The organism is Enterobacter cloacae complex sp. IR53030, from assembly GCF_049238365.1.
Taxonomy (GTDB): domain Bacteria; phylum Pseudomonadota; class Gammaproteobacteria; order Enterobacterales; family Enterobacteriaceae; genus Enterobacter; species Enterobacter kobei.
In genome coordinates this window covers 155,743-172,840 of the sequence record NZ_JBMKHA010000002.1, presented here as the reverse complement: position 1 = coordinate 172,840, position 17,098 = coordinate 155,743, and the positions used below count along the sequence as shown (strand labels likewise).

The 17,098-nt window shown below is 56.9% G+C and carries 13 protein-coding genes and 1 pseudogene; 6 read left to right on the top strand and 8 right to left on the bottom strand.

Going from position 1 to position 17,098, the window contains the following annotated elements:
- Nucleotides 1-18 precede the first annotated feature (18 nt).
- Together ACOTXR_RS02630 and ACOTXR_RS02625 are read left to right on the top strand one after the other, a co-directional pair.
- Complete coding sequence (locus ACOTXR_RS02630) at nucleotides 19-702, top strand: copper/silver response regulator transcription factor (protein WP_045134020.1); 684 nt, start codon at nucleotides 19-21, stop codon at nucleotides 700-702.
- Nucleotides 692-2,146: pseudogene (locus ACOTXR_RS02625) on the top strand (Cu(+)/Ag(+) sensor histidine kinase). The gene ACOTXR_RS02630 and the pseudogene ACOTXR_RS02625 overlap by 11 nt, the downstream one beginning before the upstream one ends.
- 4 nt (nucleotides 2,147-2,150) lie before the next feature.
- Here ACOTXR_RS02625 and ACOTXR_RS02620 read toward each other — a convergent pair.
- Nucleotides 2,151-3,056, bottom strand: a complete 906-nt coding sequence (locus tag ACOTXR_RS02620; protein WP_014883862.1) for a LysR family transcriptional regulator — start codon at nucleotides 3,054-3,056, stop codon at nucleotides 2,151-2,153.
- A 118-nt stretch (nucleotides 3,057-3,174) separates the two neighbouring features.
- On the opposite strand from ACOTXR_RS02620, the gene ACOTXR_RS02615 reads away from it, so the two are divergent.
- Nucleotides 3,175-4,593, top strand: a complete 1,419-nt coding sequence (locus tag ACOTXR_RS02615; protein WP_058689959.1) for an MFS transporter — start codon at nucleotides 3,175-3,177, stop codon at nucleotides 4,591-4,593.
- 79 nt (nucleotides 4,594-4,672) lie between these two features.
- Here ACOTXR_RS02615 and ACOTXR_RS02610 read toward each other — a convergent pair whose 3' ends face one another.
- Genes ACOTXR_RS02610 through ACOTXR_RS02600 form a run of 3 tightly spaced genes read right to left on the bottom strand, consistent with a single transcriptional unit; the run spans nucleotide 4,673 to nucleotide 7,383 of the window.
- Entirely contained in the window at nucleotides 4,673-5,668 is a 996-nt protein-coding gene (locus tag ACOTXR_RS02610) for a DUF2891 domain-containing protein (RefSeq protein WP_058689958.1), read from the bottom strand.
- A 9-nt stretch (nucleotides 5,669-5,677) separates the two neighbouring features.
- Nucleotides 5,678-6,664, bottom strand: a complete 987-nt coding sequence (locus ACOTXR_RS02605) for a DUF979 domain-containing protein (RefSeq protein ID WP_023330441.1) — start codon at nucleotides 6,662-6,664, stop codon at nucleotides 5,678-5,680.
- A complete protein-coding gene (locus ACOTXR_RS02600; protein ID WP_014883866.1) occupies nucleotides 6,661-7,383 on the bottom strand; it encodes a DUF969 domain-containing protein in 723 nt (240 codons plus the stop codon). The genes ACOTXR_RS02605 and ACOTXR_RS02600 overlap by 4 nt, the downstream gene beginning before the upstream one ends.
- Before the next feature lie 198 nt (nucleotides 7,384-7,581).
- Here ACOTXR_RS02600 and ACOTXR_RS02595 point away from each other — a divergent pair, with 198 nt between their 5' ends.
- Nucleotides 7,582-8,127: a winged helix DNA-binding protein gene (locus ACOTXR_RS02595; protein WP_014883867.1), complete on the top strand. Its 546-nt coding sequence runs from the start codon at nucleotides 7,582-7,584 to the stop codon at nucleotides 8,125-8,127.
- A 2-nt stretch (nucleotides 8,128-8,129) separates the two neighbouring features.
- On the opposite strand, the gene glgX is transcribed toward ACOTXR_RS02595, so the two are convergent.
- Genes glgX through treZ form a run of 3 tightly spaced genes read right to left on the bottom strand, consistent with a single transcriptional unit; the run spans nucleotide 8,130 to nucleotide 14,473 of the window.
- A complete protein-coding gene (glgX, locus tag ACOTXR_RS02590) occupies nucleotides 8,130-10,205 on the bottom strand; it encodes a glycogen debranching protein GlgX (RefSeq protein WP_023330442.1) in 2,076 nt (691 codons plus the stop codon).
- Nucleotides 10,206-10,220: 15 nt separating this feature from the next.
- Nucleotides 10,221-12,689 carry a malto-oligosyltrehalose synthase gene (gene treY / locus ACOTXR_RS02585; RefSeq protein WP_058689957.1) on the bottom strand — a complete coding sequence of 823 codons (2,469 nt, stop codon included), beginning with the start codon at nucleotides 12,687-12,689 and terminating at the stop codon, nucleotides 10,221-10,223.
- Nucleotides 12,686-14,473 (bottom strand): malto-oligosyltrehalose trehalohydrolase, encoded by a 1,788-nt coding sequence (gene treZ / locus ACOTXR_RS02580; protein ID WP_058689956.1) that lies wholly within the window; start codon nucleotides 14,471-14,473, stop codon nucleotides 12,686-12,688. Before treZ ends, treY begins: the two co-directional genes overlap by 4 nt.
- 132 nt (nucleotides 14,474-14,605) lie before the next feature.
- Between treZ and ACOTXR_RS02575 the strand changes: the two genes are divergently transcribed.
- Nucleotides 14,606-15,133 (top strand): GNAT family N-acetyltransferase, encoded by a 528-nt coding sequence (locus ACOTXR_RS02575; RefSeq protein ID WP_058689955.1) that lies wholly within the window; start codon nucleotides 14,606-14,608, stop codon nucleotides 15,131-15,133.
- A gap of 60 nt (nucleotides 15,134-15,193) precedes the next feature.
- Nucleotides 15,194-16,180, top strand: a complete 987-nt coding sequence (locus ACOTXR_RS02570) for an MBL fold metallo-hydrolase (protein WP_058689954.1) — start codon at nucleotides 15,194-15,196, stop codon at nucleotides 16,178-16,180.
- 13 nt (nucleotides 16,181-16,193) lie between these two features.
- On the opposite strand, the gene ACOTXR_RS02565 is transcribed toward ACOTXR_RS02570, so the two are convergent.
- Nucleotides 16,194-17,078, bottom strand: a complete 885-nt coding sequence (locus ACOTXR_RS02565) for a LysR substrate-binding domain-containing protein (protein ID WP_023330447.1) — start codon at nucleotides 17,076-17,078, stop codon at nucleotides 16,194-16,196.
- Nucleotides 17,079-17,098: the final 20 nt, after the last annotated feature.

Sequence of the window (17,098 nt, the reverse complement as noted above, 5' to 3'; positions counted from 1 at the left end):
GCCAGTCAGGGGAGCAAGATGAAGATACTGATCGTCGAAGACGAAATGAAAACCGGTGAATACCTCAGCAAGGGACTGACTGAAGCGGGGTTTATCGTCGACCACGCTGACAATGGCCTCAACGGTTACCATCTCGCCATGACTGCGGAATACGATCTGCTGGTTCTGGATATTATGCTTCCCGACGTGAACGGCTGGGATATTGTCCGCATGCTGCGTTCGGCCGGGAAAGGAATGCCCATACTGCTCCTCACGGCGCTCGGCACCATTGAACACCGGGTCAAAGGGCTTGAGCTGGGTGCGGATGATTATCTGATTAAGCCTTTTGCCTTTGCTGAACTTCTCGCCCGGGTAAGAACGCTGCTGAGGCGCGGAAATACGGTGATTGCGGAAAGCCAGCTTCAGGTGGCTGACCTGACGGTTGACCTCGTGTCGAGAAAAGTGAGCCGGGCGGGGAATCGCATCCTGTTAACCAGTAAGGAGTTCAGCCTGCTGGAGTTTTTCCTTCGTCATCAGGGAGAAGTGCTGCCCCGCTCCCTGATTGCCTCTCAGGTGTGGGACATGAACTTTGACAGCGATACGAACGCCATTGATGTGGCGGTAAAACGGCTTCGGGCAAAAATCGATAACGATTATGAACACAAGCTGATCCAGACGGTGCGCGGTGTGGGCTATATGCTGGAGGCGCCGGATGCGCATTAAGCCTTTCCGGCGCCCTTTTTCGCTGGCTCTTCGGCTGACCTTTTTTATCAGTCTCTCCACGATCCTGGCGTTTTTCGCCTTCACGTGGTTTATGGTGCATTCCGTTGAAAAGCATTTTGCTGAGCAGGACATCAGCGATCTGCAGCAAATCAGCATCGCGATGCACCGTATCCTACAGTCACCTGCCGAACCCGAGCGGAAGAAAATCAGTAAACTCAACGAGTCGATCGCCAGTTACCGCAACGTTGCCGTTCTGCTTGTGGATCCGTAGGGAAATACCCTGTTCAGCTCGGCACACGGGGCAGCATTACGCCCTGCGATGAATACACCGGATTTTAACGTGCACCGTCGCACCCAGGATGTCTTTCTGTGGACGGTGGAGGACTCTTCTGCTTCCATGCACGCGGGGCCCGACATGAAAATGGACACGTACCGGATTATCGCCTCGTCAGGCACGGCGACATTGCAGGGCAAATCGCAGGACTACGTGATGCTGATTGGCCTCTCCATTAATTTTCATCTGCACTACCTGGATGCCCTGAAGAAGAATCTCTTCGCGATTGCCGCGGCAATCAGTCTGCTGATTATTGTTGTCATTCGTATTGCGGTACGCCAGGGCCATCTGCCTCTGCGTAACGTCAGCACCGCCATTAAAAATATCACCTCAGAGAATCTCGACGCGCGACTTGAACCGTCCCGCGTGCCCGTTGAGCTGGAACAGCTGGTGATCTCTTTCAACCATATGATTGAAAAAATTGAAGATGTCTTTACCCGCCAGGCCAATTTTTCCGCCGATATCGCGCATGAGATCAGAACGCCTGTTACCAATCTGGTGACGCAAACGGAAATTGCGCTGAGCCAGAACCGTTCTCAGAAGGAGCTGGAAGATGTGCTGTATTCCAGTCTCGAAGAGTACAACCGAATGACCCGGATGGTCAGCGACATGCTGTTCCTGGCGCAGGCGGATAATAATCAGCTCATCCCGGACCGGGCGATCTTTGATTTGCGCGCTGAAGTCATGAAAGTGTTCGATTTCTTCGAAGCCTGGGCGGAAGAACGTAACGTCACGCTGAAATTTAACGGAATGCCCTGCCTGACAGAAGGCGATCCGCAGATGTTCAGAAGGGCGATTAACAATCTGTTATCCAATGCCCTGCGCTATACGCCGGAAGGAAAAGCGGTGACCGTCTCACTCCGAGAGCAGGAAAACAATGTTGAACTGGTGGTTGCCAACCCCGGCGTGCCGATCCCGGAAGAACATCTGCCAAGGCTGTTTGACCGATTTTACCGGGTGGATCCATCAAGACAGCGTAAAGGCGAAGGCAGCGGCATCGGCCTTGCCATCGTGAAATCCATCGTCAGCGCCCATCACGGAAAAATCCGTGTGGAATCCGATGCGGTATCGACGCGCTTTATACTTTCCGTGCCGAAGAAAACCGTTTAAGCGGTCAGCGAACCGGCCGACACACTTCCAGCACCTTCTCCCTGAGCCACCGGTGCGCGGGATCCTTTTCCATGCGCGGATGCCACATCTGTGAGACGGTAATGCTCCGGGTTTTAAACGGCAGTTCAAAGACGTGTACGCGTTCTGACATGGGCTGATTGAGCAAATACAGCGCCGGGACCATGGCAATCAGATCGGAGGCCAACGCCACGGATAACGCCGTCGGGAAACCGGGCACAACGCTGGCGACGTTACGTTTCATCCCGCGTTCCGCCAGCGCGTCATCGACAAAACCGTGTAACGATCCGTCGGGCGAGGCCACCACATGCCCCCAGGAGATATAATCCTGCAGGCTAACTGACGGGCGCGAAGCCAGTGGATGCCCCTGGCGCACTGCGCCAACAAACCTGTCCTGAAACAGCCGTTGCAGACGTATTTCAGGCCCCATATTGCTCTGCACGCCGATTTCCAGATCGACAAGCCCCTCTCGCAGATAGCGCGATGTTTTTTCAGGTTTCGGGGAGAAACGGATACAAACGTCGGGGGCAACACTCGCGACTGCGGCAATAAGCAGTGGCCCAAACGCCACCACAAAACCGTCGTTGGCTCTGATGGTGAACAGGCGCGCCAGATTCTCGACCTTCAGCGTATCGCTGGAGGGCTGGAGCACCGCCCTCGCCTCGTGTACGGCGTTGCGGGCGCGATCCCGTGTGGCTTCCGCCCAGGGGGTCAGCACCATCTGACGACCCGCCCGAACCAGAATAGGATCGCCGGTGACCTCCCGCAGCCTGCTCAGGGTTCGGCTCATGGCGGAGGTGCTCAGGTTTAAGCGTCGCGCCGCGCCCGCCACGCTGGCTTCGGCCAGCAGGACATCGAGCGCGACAAGCAGATTAAAGTCAGGATCGGTCACGAGGAATCCTCAGATAAGGCGTTATATGCAACGATTAAGTGCAAATGCTGCGTCTTCCGCCCTGTATACCTGATGATTATAGTTTCGTCATTACTATTCTTTTTTTGGAGTAACGACGATGACGCTATTTTCAAACCTGCCCGGCGATGAAGGTTTATCCGGGCATGAGCGCGCCCGGGTCCTGGCCGCCGTGATGACCACCACGCTGATGGGGGTCTTTGACGGAACGATGATCAACATCGCGCTCCCCTCCATGGCAAGCGCAATGCAGGTTCCTGCCAATGTTGCTGTCTGGTTCGCCAACGGTTATTTGCTGTCAGCGGCCATGACCCTCGCCATCTTTGCCGCGCTGGCGGCGCGCGTGGGCTATCGCCCGGTGTTTCTGGCCGGGCTTGCCACCTTTACGCTTACCTCTCTCGGCTGCGCGCTGGCGAAGACCCCGGATGTGCTGATCGGAATGCGTATTCTGCAGGGCATCGGCGGCGCGGCCACCCTGAGCATCGCCCCGGCAATCCTGCGATCCGTTTTCCCCGGCAGACTGCTTGGCCGCGTTCTGGGGCTGCACGCCCTGCTTATCGCCTCCAGCACGGCCATAGCCCCGGTGCTGGGCGGAACGATTCTGAACGCGCTGAGCTGGCAGTGGCTGTTCGCCATTAACCTTATTCCAGGCTGCATCGCCCTGCTGCTGGCATGGCGCGCTTTACCGAAGGAATCAGCGGGTGATAAATCCTCCTTTGATGCGCCAGGCGCGGTGCTCTCCGCAACATTTCTGGGAGCCACGATCATGACGGCCAACAGTCTTCAGTGCGTCACGCAGCACATTAATCACGAAGCCATCGGCTGGGAACTTCTCGCGCTGATGAGCGCCCTCGCCTTTATCTGGCGGATTCGGCGGGCAAGTCACCCTTTATTGCCGCCCGTCATATTCAAAAACGGACGCTTTACCCTCGCTGCGCTAACCTCGCTGGCCTCGTTTGTGAGCCAGGGCATCACCTTTGTCGCGCTGCCGTTCCTGTTTCAGAGCGTGTATGGCTACAGTCCCGTGGTTTCTGCGCTGCTCTTTACCCCGTGGCCGATAGGTATTGTGCTGATTGCGCCGCACGCGGGGCGTTGGGCTGATACGATTTCCGCGCCGCTGATTTCGACCCTCGGGCTGATGATATTTGTCGGTGGGTTGGTTCTGCTGGCGACCCTGCCTGAAAGCCCATCCGTATGGAATATCTGCCTACGCAGCCTGGTTTGCGGGATAGGGTTTGGCTGCTTCCAGAGCCCCAATAACCGGGAAATGCTCGCTAACGTGGTGCGGGACTATGCCAGCTATGCCTCCGGCGTGTTGTCTATCGTCAGGACATTCGGCCAGTGTCTCGGCGCCGCTACGGTGGGCGTGCTGCTGGCGGCAACACCCGGCCAAACCCTTGATGACCGGATCGTGCATGTTGCGCTGTGGATCGCCGTCATAGCCTCGACGGGCGCCGTGTTGTTTAGCGCGAGCAGGCTGCGCCCGGCGGCGCTACGCTTGCACGGGCCTACAAGATAATATGCAATATATTGATTTTAATGAACAATGTAGGCCGGGTAAGCGCAGCGCCACCCGGCAAGAAAGGCGTATCGTTTATTTACTCCAGCGCCAGCAGCGCAAAGCTCGCCAGCCAGTGCCCGCCGCTGTAGTGGCTGCCGACAACATGCTCTACGCTTGCCATCAGGTGTTTCGCCACCGAATCACGCAGCGCCTGCTGCGCCGGATGGTTTGCGGGAAGCGCTTTTGCGATATGCTTCATACACCAGGCGCGGCTTAGGTTTAACCCGTCCAGATGGGCAATTTTCGGGTCGGTACGGTCACTCACTTGCGCCGGGCTCATCAGGGCTGCAACGGCGCCCACCTCCGGCAGAAACGCGTCGAACCAGGCCGGGAAGTCCTCTGCCACCTTGCTCATCAGCAACGCTTCTGTCAGAGCACCGGAAATATACTCATCACCGCCGGGCTCGTAGTGCGCCGGGTAGCGCGTGTCGGCGAGATAAAACCGTTCCGCTGATGCCAGAATAGCCTGCTCAAGCCCGCTGTCACTCACTGTACGCGCATAGTCGAGCGCCAGCGCCAGAGCAAACGCCGTGTTGTAATGCGTCCCGACGCGGATCGGATAGGTGAGCTTGCCGAGGTAATCCACCAGACGATTGCGAATATCCTGCGTTAACGGTTCAAGCGTCTGATACCAGCCTGCGGCCTGCGGCAGCGACGACTGTTTCAGTTCCTGGGCCAGCGCCAGCAGCCAGCCGTAGCCATACGGGCGCTCAAACGAGGCGCGGAACGGCGCAGTAAAATAGGCCAGTTCCTTAGCCACGTTCTCTTCGGTCAGGTGCTCGTCGAATAGCGCGACGATTTCATTCCGGCACGGCAATTCGGGATAGAGACGCACGCAGCGCAGCAGCAACCAGTAGCCGTGCACGGCCGAATGCCAGTCAAAACAGCCGTAGAAAATCGGGTGCAGTTCGCGAGGCGGCAGAACATCACCATCATCATTCAGCAGGTGCATGATGTGGTTCGGGTATTCCTGGCGCAAATAGGTTAAAGGCATTCGGGCAAACGCGTCAGCCTGTTGTTGCGTTAATTCCATAACCGCTCCTTAGCGAAAAACGAGGAAATACATTAAGAACACGTTCACCACCAGCAAGGTTAACGCGGTCGGGATCTGGATCTTGATTACCTGATATTTGTCCTTCAGCTCCAGCAGCGCGGCGGGCACGATATTGAAGTTCGCGGCCATCGGCGTCATCAGCGTGCCGCAATACCCTGCGTACATGCCAATCGCCAGCAGCGGTGCCGGGTTACCGTGATGCACGTTAATCAGGAACGGCAAGGCGATACCGGCACTCAATACCGGGAAAGCGGCAAAGGCGTTACCCATGATCATGGTAAACAGCGCCATCCCCACGCAGTAAATCACCACCAGCATAAAGCGGTTATCCGGGTTCACAAACAGGCTCACCACCTTTTGCACGGAGTCACCGGTATTGGCCGCCACGAATACCCCACCCAGCATGGCCAGCATCTGCGGCAGGATCACCGCCCAGCCGATGGTATCGACAAGACGGCGAGACTGGCGAATCGCGTGCAGCGGCGTGCCCTTCGTCAGCCACCAGCCGGTGAGGATCGCCGCGACGCAGGCCACGCACAGCGCCGCAAGGGTGAGCTGTTTCTGGTCGAGAAGATAAACGCCGCCAATCGACACGCCCTTCAGGAACAGCGTCCCGATCACCGTCACCACGGGGATCATCAGCGCAGGCAGGAACAGCCAGTTTTTGAGGCGGTTTGACGAGGCAACCCGTTCCTCATCGGAGGCCATTTTGTAGTGCCCCTTTCCGACGAGACCAAAGCCCGCCAGCAGCGCGATAACGATAACGCTGCCGCCGATGATTCGGTACGCCAGCGATTTGCCGAGCTCCTGAACCATCAGATCACCGAACAGGAAAATCCCACCAAATAAAAACCAGAAAAGCGCGGTGGTGAAACGCTTCGGATTCGCACGATCGCGCAGGGTCATAACCACCAGCAACATTACGACGAAGCCAATCAGGTAGTACACGCGGTTAATGGTGATAAGCGTCATCATTGCGCGGCCCCCTGCGTTGCCTGCTCTGCACGCCAGGCCATCACGTCACGACGGATACTGGCATCCAGGCGCAGCAGGCGTGTCATATGAATAATCAATGCCGCAATGGCCGTCGGAATGGCCCACAGGCCGATATGCAGCGGTTCAATCCCCTGAATGCCGTTCTCTTTCAGGAACGCGTCAATCAGCAGCACTGCACCAAAGGCGATAAAGATGTCTTCCCCAAAGAAGACCGCGATATTGTCACACGCGGCGGCATGGGCTTTGATTTTGTCGCGGATATGCTGCGGCAGTTCACCATACTCGTTCAGAGCGGCCCCTTCAGCCATCGGCGCCAGCAGCGGGCGTACCGTCTGGGCATGCCCGCCCAGCGACATCAGCCCTAACGCGGCCGTGCCTTCACGGGCGACAAAGTAGAGCATCAAAATACGCGCCGAGGTGGCGCTGGCGATCTTCGCGACCCAGGCCTGGGCGCGCTCTTTTAGCCCGTAATATTCCAGCAGACCAATGACCGGCAGGATCAGAATGAAGGTCGCGAGCGATCGGCTATTGACGAACTTCTCGCCAAAGGTCTCAAGCAGCATGCCGAAATCCATACCGACCAGCAGACCCGTCGCCAGCCCCGCCACCACGACCACCAGTAGCGGGTTGAAGCGCAAAGCAAAACCAATAACCACGATCGGTATCCCGATCAGCGGCAACAGCGTAGAACCGTCCATAACGTTTACCCTATCGAAAGTGAGCGTTGCGCGCCGACGGCTATTTTTTTAATTTGCGGCGAGCGATGTTGTGTTTTCGTCAGGCTTTGCAAAACCTGCGCTAAAAAGCTATATCTGAACCTCAAAAACATGTAAACAATTTATCAATAAAATGTTCTTATTTTATCGATGAGTTTACATTTCTGACTAAGGAACGTTATGACCTCAGAAAAGCGTGCTTCACCCCATCACGACGACATCAACGATGGCCGGATCGTCTCGTCCCGCCATCTGGTGTCCGAGCGCTGCGCGGAACTGTCAGAGCTGGAATACGCGCTGATCATGACCAGCAACGCGTTCAACAAATGGATGGTGCGCTGCATGACGGCTGCCGGCGAACCCGATATGGGCGCCTTTGATGTCTCACTTCTGCACCATGTGAACCACCGCGACCGCAAGAAAAAGCTGGCTGATATCTGTTTTGTTCTCAACGTGGAAGATACGCATGTGGTGACTTATGCCCTGAAAAAGCTGGTTAAAGCAGGCTACGTGACAAGTGAGAAAGCGGGAAAAGAGCTCTTTTTCTCCACCACGGAGGAAGGGAAAGCGTTATGTATGAAATACCGCGACGTGCGGGAGGCGTGTCTGATCGCGATACATGCGGAGAGCGGCATTGCAGGAAAATCCATTGGCGAAACCGCGCAGCTGTTACGCACGATTTCCTCTCTGTACGACACCGCCGCCAGGGCGGCGGCATCACTGTAAACTCAGGGCCGTCGGAAAAGAGTAATGCTGCGTCCGGCCAGCTCGAATTCTACCGCTTCGGTGATCGCCTTCCCGGTCACGGCGTCATCGGCTGTAGACAGCTCCAGCACCCATCCCCCTTCACCAAACTGTGGGATCTGGAATGCCACGCTGCCTTCAAACGGGTTGAACAGCATGAGCACATCGTGCCAGATGCCCTCTTCCTGTTTGAGATCGGGCCTGCTGATGGACACCCCGAGCGTCGAGCCCTCATCCCACTGCTCTGCCTGCTGCGGGCCGCCGCCGGCGTTAAACCAGCGGATCTCCAGCCCGTCGCGCCAGCTTTCACGACGCAATAACGGTTGCGCGGCACGAAGCGCAATCAAACGTCGGGTAAACTCGCGCAGCGCGGCGTCGTTCTCGGAGAGTCCTTTCCAGTCGATCCACGAGATCTCACTGTCCTGGCAGTAGCCGTTGTTGTTGCCCTTCTGCGTGCGGCCAAACTCATCGCCGGCCAGCAGCATTGGCGTACCATGGGAAAACAGCAGCGTGGTCAGGAAATTACGCTTCTGCCTTTCGCGGGTAGCAATAATATCCGGGTTCTCCGTCGGCCCTTCTTCGCCATAGTTGTATGAACGGTTATCGTTATGGCCATCATTATTGTCTTCCCCGTTGTCGGCGTTATGCTTCTCGTTGTACGACACCAGGTCATTCAGCGTAAAGCCGTCATGGGCGGTGATGAAATTAACGCTGGCCCAGGGGCGACGCCCGCGCAGATCGTACAAGTCACCGGATCCCAGCAGACGGGCGGCAAAGTCGTTAGAGACGTTGTCCCCCTTCCAGTACTCGCGTACGGTGTCTCGGTATTTGTCGTTCCATTCACCCCAGCCAGGCGGAAAACCGCCCACCTGATAGCCGCCGGGGCCGATATCCCAGGGTTCACCAATCAGCTTCAGTCGGGATAAAACCGGATCCTGGGTCATGGCGTCGAAAAAGCCGCCGCGCGGATCAAACCCTTCCGGCTCGCGGCCCAGTATTGTTCCCAGGTCGAAACGGAAACCGTCAATATGCATCGACTCCGCCCAGTAGCGCAGCGAATCCATCACCATCTGCAGCACACGCGGGTGAGAGGTATTGACCGTGTTCCCCGTTCCGGTGTCGTTGATGTAATACCGATGCTGGTCAGGCAGCGTGCGGTAATAACTGTAGTTATCAATGCCTTTAAACGAGAGCGTGGGGCCAAGCTCATTGCCTTCCGCCGTGTGGTTATACACCACGTCGAGAATCACTTCGATGCCCGCATCATGATAAGCGCGCACCATATCGCGAAAGCCCTGGATCCCCGCCGGGCCGAAGTAGCGCGACGCCGGCGCAAAAAAGCCCAGCGTGTTATAGCCCCAGAAGTTTTTCAGACCGCGGTCGAGAAGATGTTGATCGTCCGGGAACCAGTGAACCGGGAGCAGCTCCACCGAGGTGATGCCGAGGCTTTTGATGTAGTCCACGGAGGCTTTATGCCCCATTCCCTCAAAGGTGCCCCGCAGTTCGGGAGGAATTGCCGGGTTCATCTGGGTAAACCCTTTTACGTGGCTTTCATACACCACGGTGTTCGGCCAGGGGATAGTGGGTCGGTTAGTGTCCTGCCAGTCACAGGCGTTCGGGTCGATAACCTTACATTTTGGCGTGAACGGGGCGCTGTCACGGGTATCAAAGCTCAAATCTAATTCGTCATGCCCCAGCGCATAGCCGAAATGGGCCTCGTTCCAGTCGATATCACCCACCAGTTCGCGGGCATAGGGGTCGATAAGCAGTTTATGCGGGTTGAAGCGATGACCGTTTTCCGGGTCATAGGGGCCGTAGACGCGATAGCCGTAAAGCGTACCGGGCTTCAGATCCGGCACATAGCCGTGCCAGACTTCGTGGGTATATTCAGGAAGCTCGAGCCGGGCGATTTCCGTTTTCCCGGAGGGGTCAAACAGACAGAGCTCCACCCGCTCAGCGTGAGCGGAGAACAGCGCGAAGTTGACCCCCTTCCCATCATAATTTGCACCCAACTGCTGGCCATGACCGGCCCGAATTTCAAACGTTGTATCCTTTGCCATTTTCGTTCTCCACGATTATTCGCAGGTAAGCAGAACCAGTACACATCCCTTTTCTGACGTTAAATCCAGCGTCTCTTGCAGCATGCGGCTTTCACCGCTGAACAGATCCCGATAGCGTTTTCCTGCCAGCGCCTCGGGTATCGCCACCGTGGTATTGCCCCACAGCGTGCGGTTATCGGTGACGCCAAAAACCAGTCGCGGCACGGCAACAATCAGCACCTCGCCGTCTTTCACCCGCGCATAGACAATCAGATGCTCCTCCCGCTCGCCGGACACTTTAAGCGGCAGCCAGTCGCCATAGCGGAACAGCCCGGGATAGTGTGGACGCAGACGCAGGAGCGTAGCGGTGACAAACTGCTTCACCCTGCCGTCCTGCCAGCACGCCGGGTTTTTAAACATACCGGCATTCGCCACGCTGAGGTTTTGCACCAGCGTCGGAAAATCCGGCTCGCGGCGGTTATCCGGATCGACAAGGCTAACGTTAAGCGCCTCGCTGCCCTGATAGATATCCGGCACGCCGGGCGCCGTCAGCTTAATCACCGTCTGGCTAAGGCTGTTCATCAGTCCGGCGCGGATAAAAGGCCGCATGGACTCGCTGAAATCATGCAGAAACAGCGTGTTGTCCGGTGAAAGCAGGTGCCGGGCATAGCGCAGCACCACGCTCTCATAGCTCTCGTTGCTGTCGATCCAGTCGGTGCGCTGTTTCGCCTCGCGCAGCGCTTTTTCGAGGAAAGCGATAAAACGCGCCTCCAGCGAGGCAAGCCCGTCGGCGTCGTCCGGCGACAGCGTGGCGGGCCAGACGCCTGCCAGCGCCTGATAGATCATCCACGTGTCGGCGGCGTTTGGCGCGGTACCGTCATTGAGAAACCGCACCTGGGTCTGGTTCATCTGGCGCCATCGGGCCAGATTTTCGCCCCACTGTTCCGGGGCCTCCGTCAGGGTGTAAAGCCGGGCCCGGGCATCCTCCCCGCGCTTGGTATCGTGCGTGGAGGTGCCCAGCAGCGCATCGGGCTGACGGGCCAGACGAATGCGCATCTCCTGATGAAAGCGGGACAGCGAGAACGCGCGCGGCGTCGGGTCGGCGCCCACTTCATTAAGCGCCAGCTCCAGGTTATGACGAAAGAACAGCGTGTCTTCAACGGACTTCGCCATCAGCGGCCCGGTCAACTGCTGAAAGCGGGTTCTGAAAAGCGCGGCGGACTCGCGGCACTCTTCCGGCAAATCGCCGGTAAGAATGCGGACTATCAGGCTCAGGGCGGCTTCGGATGTCTCTACGCTGGCGACCACGCGGTTAAGCAGCGCGACATCTGGCGGGGTTAACCCCTCCCGGGTGCCGTAGGTGCGGTACACCGGAAAGGCGATAAGCAGCTCGCGTAACGCGTGGCGAATATCATCGCGCTGAAGCGCAACGTCATTGCGGCGGGCCAGATCGTCTGCAAGATTAAGCAGCGTGGTGAACTCGCCCTCAAAATTACGATCGGTCATCAGGCCTTTCGCATCGCGCAGTTCCGCGTGGCGATCGACCGTTACCCCCAGCGTCTCGTCGTGAATTTTTTCCAGACGCGACAGGTTATCGTCGTCGACCAGCACTTCCGCCAGCGAAGCGATAAATTCGTACCCGGTAGTACCGGAGACGGGCCACTCGGCGGGAAGTTGTTCTCCTTTAGCGAGAATTTTCTCGACCGTGATATAACAGTCCGGTCCGGTTGCCTGCCGCAGGCGCTGCAGATAGCCCAGCGGATCGGCCAGACCGTCGATATGGTCGATCCGCAGACCATCCACCACACCCGCGTGAACCAGTTCAAGGATGAGGCGATGCGTATCGTCGAATACCGCGTCATCTTCAACACGCACGCCCACCAGACCGGTAATCTCAAAGAAACGTCGCCACGAAAGCTGTTTCGGCGCTTCCCGCCAGGACATCAATCGCCAGCTTTGTGCTTCGTGCAGTTCCGCAAGGCTCTTATCCTCGCTGAACGTGCCCGGGTTGAGCGGATATGCGGTGTCGTAATAGATCAGAGCGGCTTTGTTTGTGACAGGGTCACGTTTTAAAGTAATGGCTCCCTTCTCCAGCTCCGCCTCAAAGGTGTCCCCGAGAAACGGCAGCGTCAGCGGGCGAGACCCGTCGATATCGAAATAGCGGAAATAGCGGCTCTGCTGTCCGTACTCAATCACGTCCCGCCACCAGGTGTTTTCCAGAGAAGTCGACATATGGTTAGGGACAATATCCAGTATCAGCCCCATGCCGGCCTGCTTAAGCGCCGCGGACATGCGGTCGAAACCTTCGCGTCCGCCGATCGCAGGGTCTATTTCATTCGGGTTGGTGACGTCATAGCCGTGCGTGGAATCCATTGTGGCAGTAAACACCGGGGAGGCATAAAGGTGGCTGATGCCGAGGTCTTTCAGATAGGGTACCAGCCCGACAACGCGATCGAAGGTCATGCCATTACGGAACTGTATACGGTACGTAGCGGAAGGGATCATAACGATGCTTCTCCATCAGCAAATCGAACGACAATACTGTTCGGCGGCAAAATGTCGGTTACCTCCGGCCAGGCGAAGCGCGTCTCCCCCGGGAGAGCGGGCGGTTTGACAGATTTATTGCCGATATTAAGCGCCAGCGAAAGCGTTCCGGACGGGAAGCGCCAGCTTACGGCCACCATACCGGGTGCCGTCCCGATCACCTTGCCCTCGACGCGACTTCCCTCATGCAGAAGCGGAACGATATAACGATGACGCAGCGTAAGCAGATGGCGCGTGAAGCGGAGCCACGTTTTGCCGTCGTCGGTGGCAATTTTATTCCAGTCAAGCTTTGAGCGGACAAAGGTGTTCACGTCATTCGGGTCCGGGACAGCGTCATCGTGCCCGGCATGGCCAGTAAACTCTTTTGCGCGCCCTTCCCGCACCGCGTCGGCCAGATCGCCGTGAAAATCGGTGAAGAACAGGAACGGATGTGATTCACCAAACTCCTCGCCCATAAACAGCAGCGGGATATGGGGGGAAAGCAGCAGTGCAGCAAGCAGCACACGGGTTTTATTGGCACCTGCGAGGGTGATAAGCCGCTCACCCTGGGCGCGATTCCCGGTCTGATCGTGGTTCTGAATAAAATCAACGAAGAACTGCGGTTGCTGCGTGTGACACTCCACCCCGCGGGACTGGCCTGTTTGCAGCGAAACCTCGCCCTGGTAGACAAACCCTTCTGCCAGCGCCCGGGCGAATTTTTTCTCTGGTTCAAACGCAAAATCCTGGTAGTACGCGTGCGTCTCACCGGTGGCAAACACGTGAGCCGCGTTGTGGAAATCATCATTCCACTCAGCGGTAAACAGCGGCGTATTGCCGTGCTCATCATGCGGATGCAGGAAAATGACGTTGCGGCTGTCTTCCGTGGTCAGGTGAACATGACGGTTCGGGATCGCCTCACGGATCTTCTCTGCAATTTCCTGGAGAATATGCGTCTTCGAGCTGTCTTTAATCTGGTCGATGGCATCAAAACGCAGGCCGTCCAGGCGGTACTCGGTCAGCCAGTAGAGCGGTGCATCGGTAATGTAATGTCTTACCGGCTCGCGCTCGTAGGCGATTCCGTTGCCCCAGGGCGTCATCCGCTCTGCATCGAAAAAGGCAGGCGACAGCAACGGGAGATAGTTGCCTTCCGGGCCGAAGTGGTTGAGTACGATATCCAGCACCACGGAAAGCCCAAGACCGTGCGCGGCATCGATTAACGCGTGGAAATCCTCTGGCGTACCGTATGCGGCGTGCGGAGCATAAAGCAACACACCGTCGTACCCCCAGCCGCGGGATCCGCCAAACTGAGACACGGGCATAACTTCAAGCTGGGTAATACCCAGTTCTGCCAGGTAAGGGAGTTTTTCAATGGCGGCCCGGAAGGTCCCCTCCGGGGTAAACGTGCCGATGTGCAGTTCATAGATAACCGTCTCTTCCCACGGCCGCCCTGACCAGTCCCGGTTAACCGGCTGATAACGTCGGGGATCGATAACGATGGAGGGGCCGTTAACGTCTCTCGCCTGTGCGCGAGACGCGGGATCGGGCACCGTCATGCCGTCCTGCAGGACAAACTGATACTCTGTGCCGTGCGTAACGCCCGGAACGTCTGCCTGAAACCAACCGTTACCCACTGCCGTCATCGGCACGTCGGTGACGGCCAGACGTAGCGTCAGCGCTTTCTGTCCTTCTGCCCAGACGCGAAAACGTACAACGTCATCGGAAATAAACTCAGCACCCCACTGCTTTTGAAATGTCCTGAATTCCATTCATTGTCCTCGAATGACCCACATTTTACGCGGAACGAAGTACAAGCTTAGTTCAGGATTAAAAGTGTGTTGGCTCAGCGGATTTAACCGCTTCGTCTATTCTTTATGAACTCACTCACTACCGGGAATACTATGCAGATTCGAAAAGGATTAAATAACGACCTCGTACGCCTCGAATGTTGTGACTTCTCTTTCACCGTTAACCACATTGCACGAGAACCTTTTCTCCATTGTGATTTGCATATTGAAGCTATCGCCGAGCCCTGGATAAAAACCTACGAGCTCGATATCCAGACACTTGAAAATCATTGTGTTAACCCGGACGCCATATTTCTTGTCGCAGAAACGAACGAGGGTGAAATAGCCGGCTTTATTACTGCATCAATTGGCTGGAATAAGTTTATCTCGGTGGATTACATAGCCGTAGATCGTACGAAACGCAGAACCGGCGCAGCACAAAAATTGATGGCCGCCGCGCACGTGTGGGCGCGAAGCGTAAACGCGCCGGGACTGCGGCTTGAAACCCAAAATGTGAACGTCTCGGCCTGTCTGTTTTACCGAAACTACGGTTTCACCCTGGGCGGATACGACCGTTATCTGTACAACGCTTTACCGGAAAAAGACGAAGTTGCCCTGTTCTGGTATTACATGCTGGTGTAGCGGAAACTCGCTGCTCTACGGCCGCTATGAGTAAGATGAGCACTTTCAAAGGAGACGCGTATGCTTACCATGAAAAAACTTGCTCTTTCCACGCTGATGTCCAGTTCACTGCTTTTCTACCCTGTGCTGCAGGCTTCGGCAGAAACGCCCCAGCACGTCGTTAAACAACCGGCGGGCGGTTACCGCGTGCAGGTCGGCGATGTCATTGTCACGTCTTTTACCGACGGAACCGTTGCGCAGGATCTGCATAAGCTGCTGCGCCGCACAACGCCGCAAAAGATTGATGCGCTGCTCGCGAAAAATGTCCAGACCAACCCGGCCGAGGTCTCCATTAACGCGTTCCTGATTGCGATCCCCGGACATAAAATTCTGGTGGATACTGGCTCGGGCCAGCTCTTTGGTCCTGATGCGGGTGGACGCCTGGTTGAAAGCCTCGCCACGCAAGGGGTTAAACCCGAGGACATTACTGAAGTCCTGCTGACCCACGCCCACTCCGATCACGCGGGCGGTCTGGTCAAAGACGGCAAGGTGGTATTCAGCAACGCACGCGTTTTCGTTGGCAAACCCGACGTCGACTTTTTCTTTAACGACGATAATCAAAAGAAAACCGGCTACGGCAAGAACTACTTTGACGTCGCGCAGAAGACCTTAAAGCCCTATCTTGACGCCGGTAAAGTGGTGCCTTTTAGCGGCACGGCTGAGATTCTTCCGGGGCTGACCGGCACGGTTCATCCCGGCCATACGCCGGGTTCAGCCTTCTACACGCTGACAAGCAAAGGCGAGAAGATCACCTTTGTCGGCGACATCATTCATGCCGGGGCGGTCCAGTTCCCGCAGCCTGGTGTGACCATCACCTACGATGAAGATCAGAACAAAGCGGCAAGCGTGCGCGAACAGGCGTTTGCGGACTTTGTGAAAAACAGAGACCTGATTGCCGCGCCCCATCTGCCGTTCCCGGGTATCGGCTATGTCACCAAAGGTGAAAACGGTGGCTATGCCTGGGTTCCCGTCACCTATGCCAACCGGGACGCCAGCAGCGTGAAATAAGCGGATGACGCCGTCAGGTGTGCTCGAGGGTCACCAGAAATTTTTTAAGCACTTCTGAGCGAATAATTCGGTGGCACACCAGCGTCAGTTCGCTTTCCCTGAGACGGTCGAGAATGTCCACGTAAACGACATTCTCGACGCTCACTGCCTTTGCTGACGCAGGCAGCAACGCCAGACCAAATCCCGCGGAGACCAGGCTTATCACCGTGGGAACATCCGTCGCATTCTGCACTACGTCCGGCTGGAAACCCGCCCCGCTACAGACGTCATAAAAGTACTGCTCCAGCCCCATGCCCTCCGGATCGCGCAGCGAGATCCATTTTTCATCCTTCACTGACGCGAGCGTCAGAGCGGAAGAGTCGGCCAGAGGATGCTGGCGATACAGCGCCAGCACCGTTTTTTCTGAGGTGAACGGCCGGCTTTGCAGATCGTCAGGCAGCGATGGCAGCGGTGCCCGAATAATCGCCACATCCAGCTGGTTACTTTGCACGGCGGCATAGAGCGTCTGCACATTGCCCGTCATCAAAGACATGGTTATCGCCGGCCAGCGGCTGTGCATCTGGCGCAGTGCAGCGGGCAGCTTACCGTCGAACATCGCACTCGACACGCATCCCAGGTTTAACACCCCCTGCTCGCCTCTCGCCGTTTGCCTGGCGTCCAGTACCGCCTGCTCAGTCAGGGAGATGGCGAGCCTGGCCTTCACCAGAAACGCGTCGCCCGCGGGCGTCAGGGTTAAGCGACGGTTCGCCCGGCTAAAGAGCGTGACGCCTAAACGTTCTTCCAGCGCCTTTATCTGCTGGCTCAGCGCCGGTTGCGCCATGTTTAAACGCTCGGCGGCCCGGTGCATGTGGAGTTCTTCGGCAACGACAATGAAATGGCGCATCTGACGAAACTGCACGGGAGACTTCCTTTTTTGAT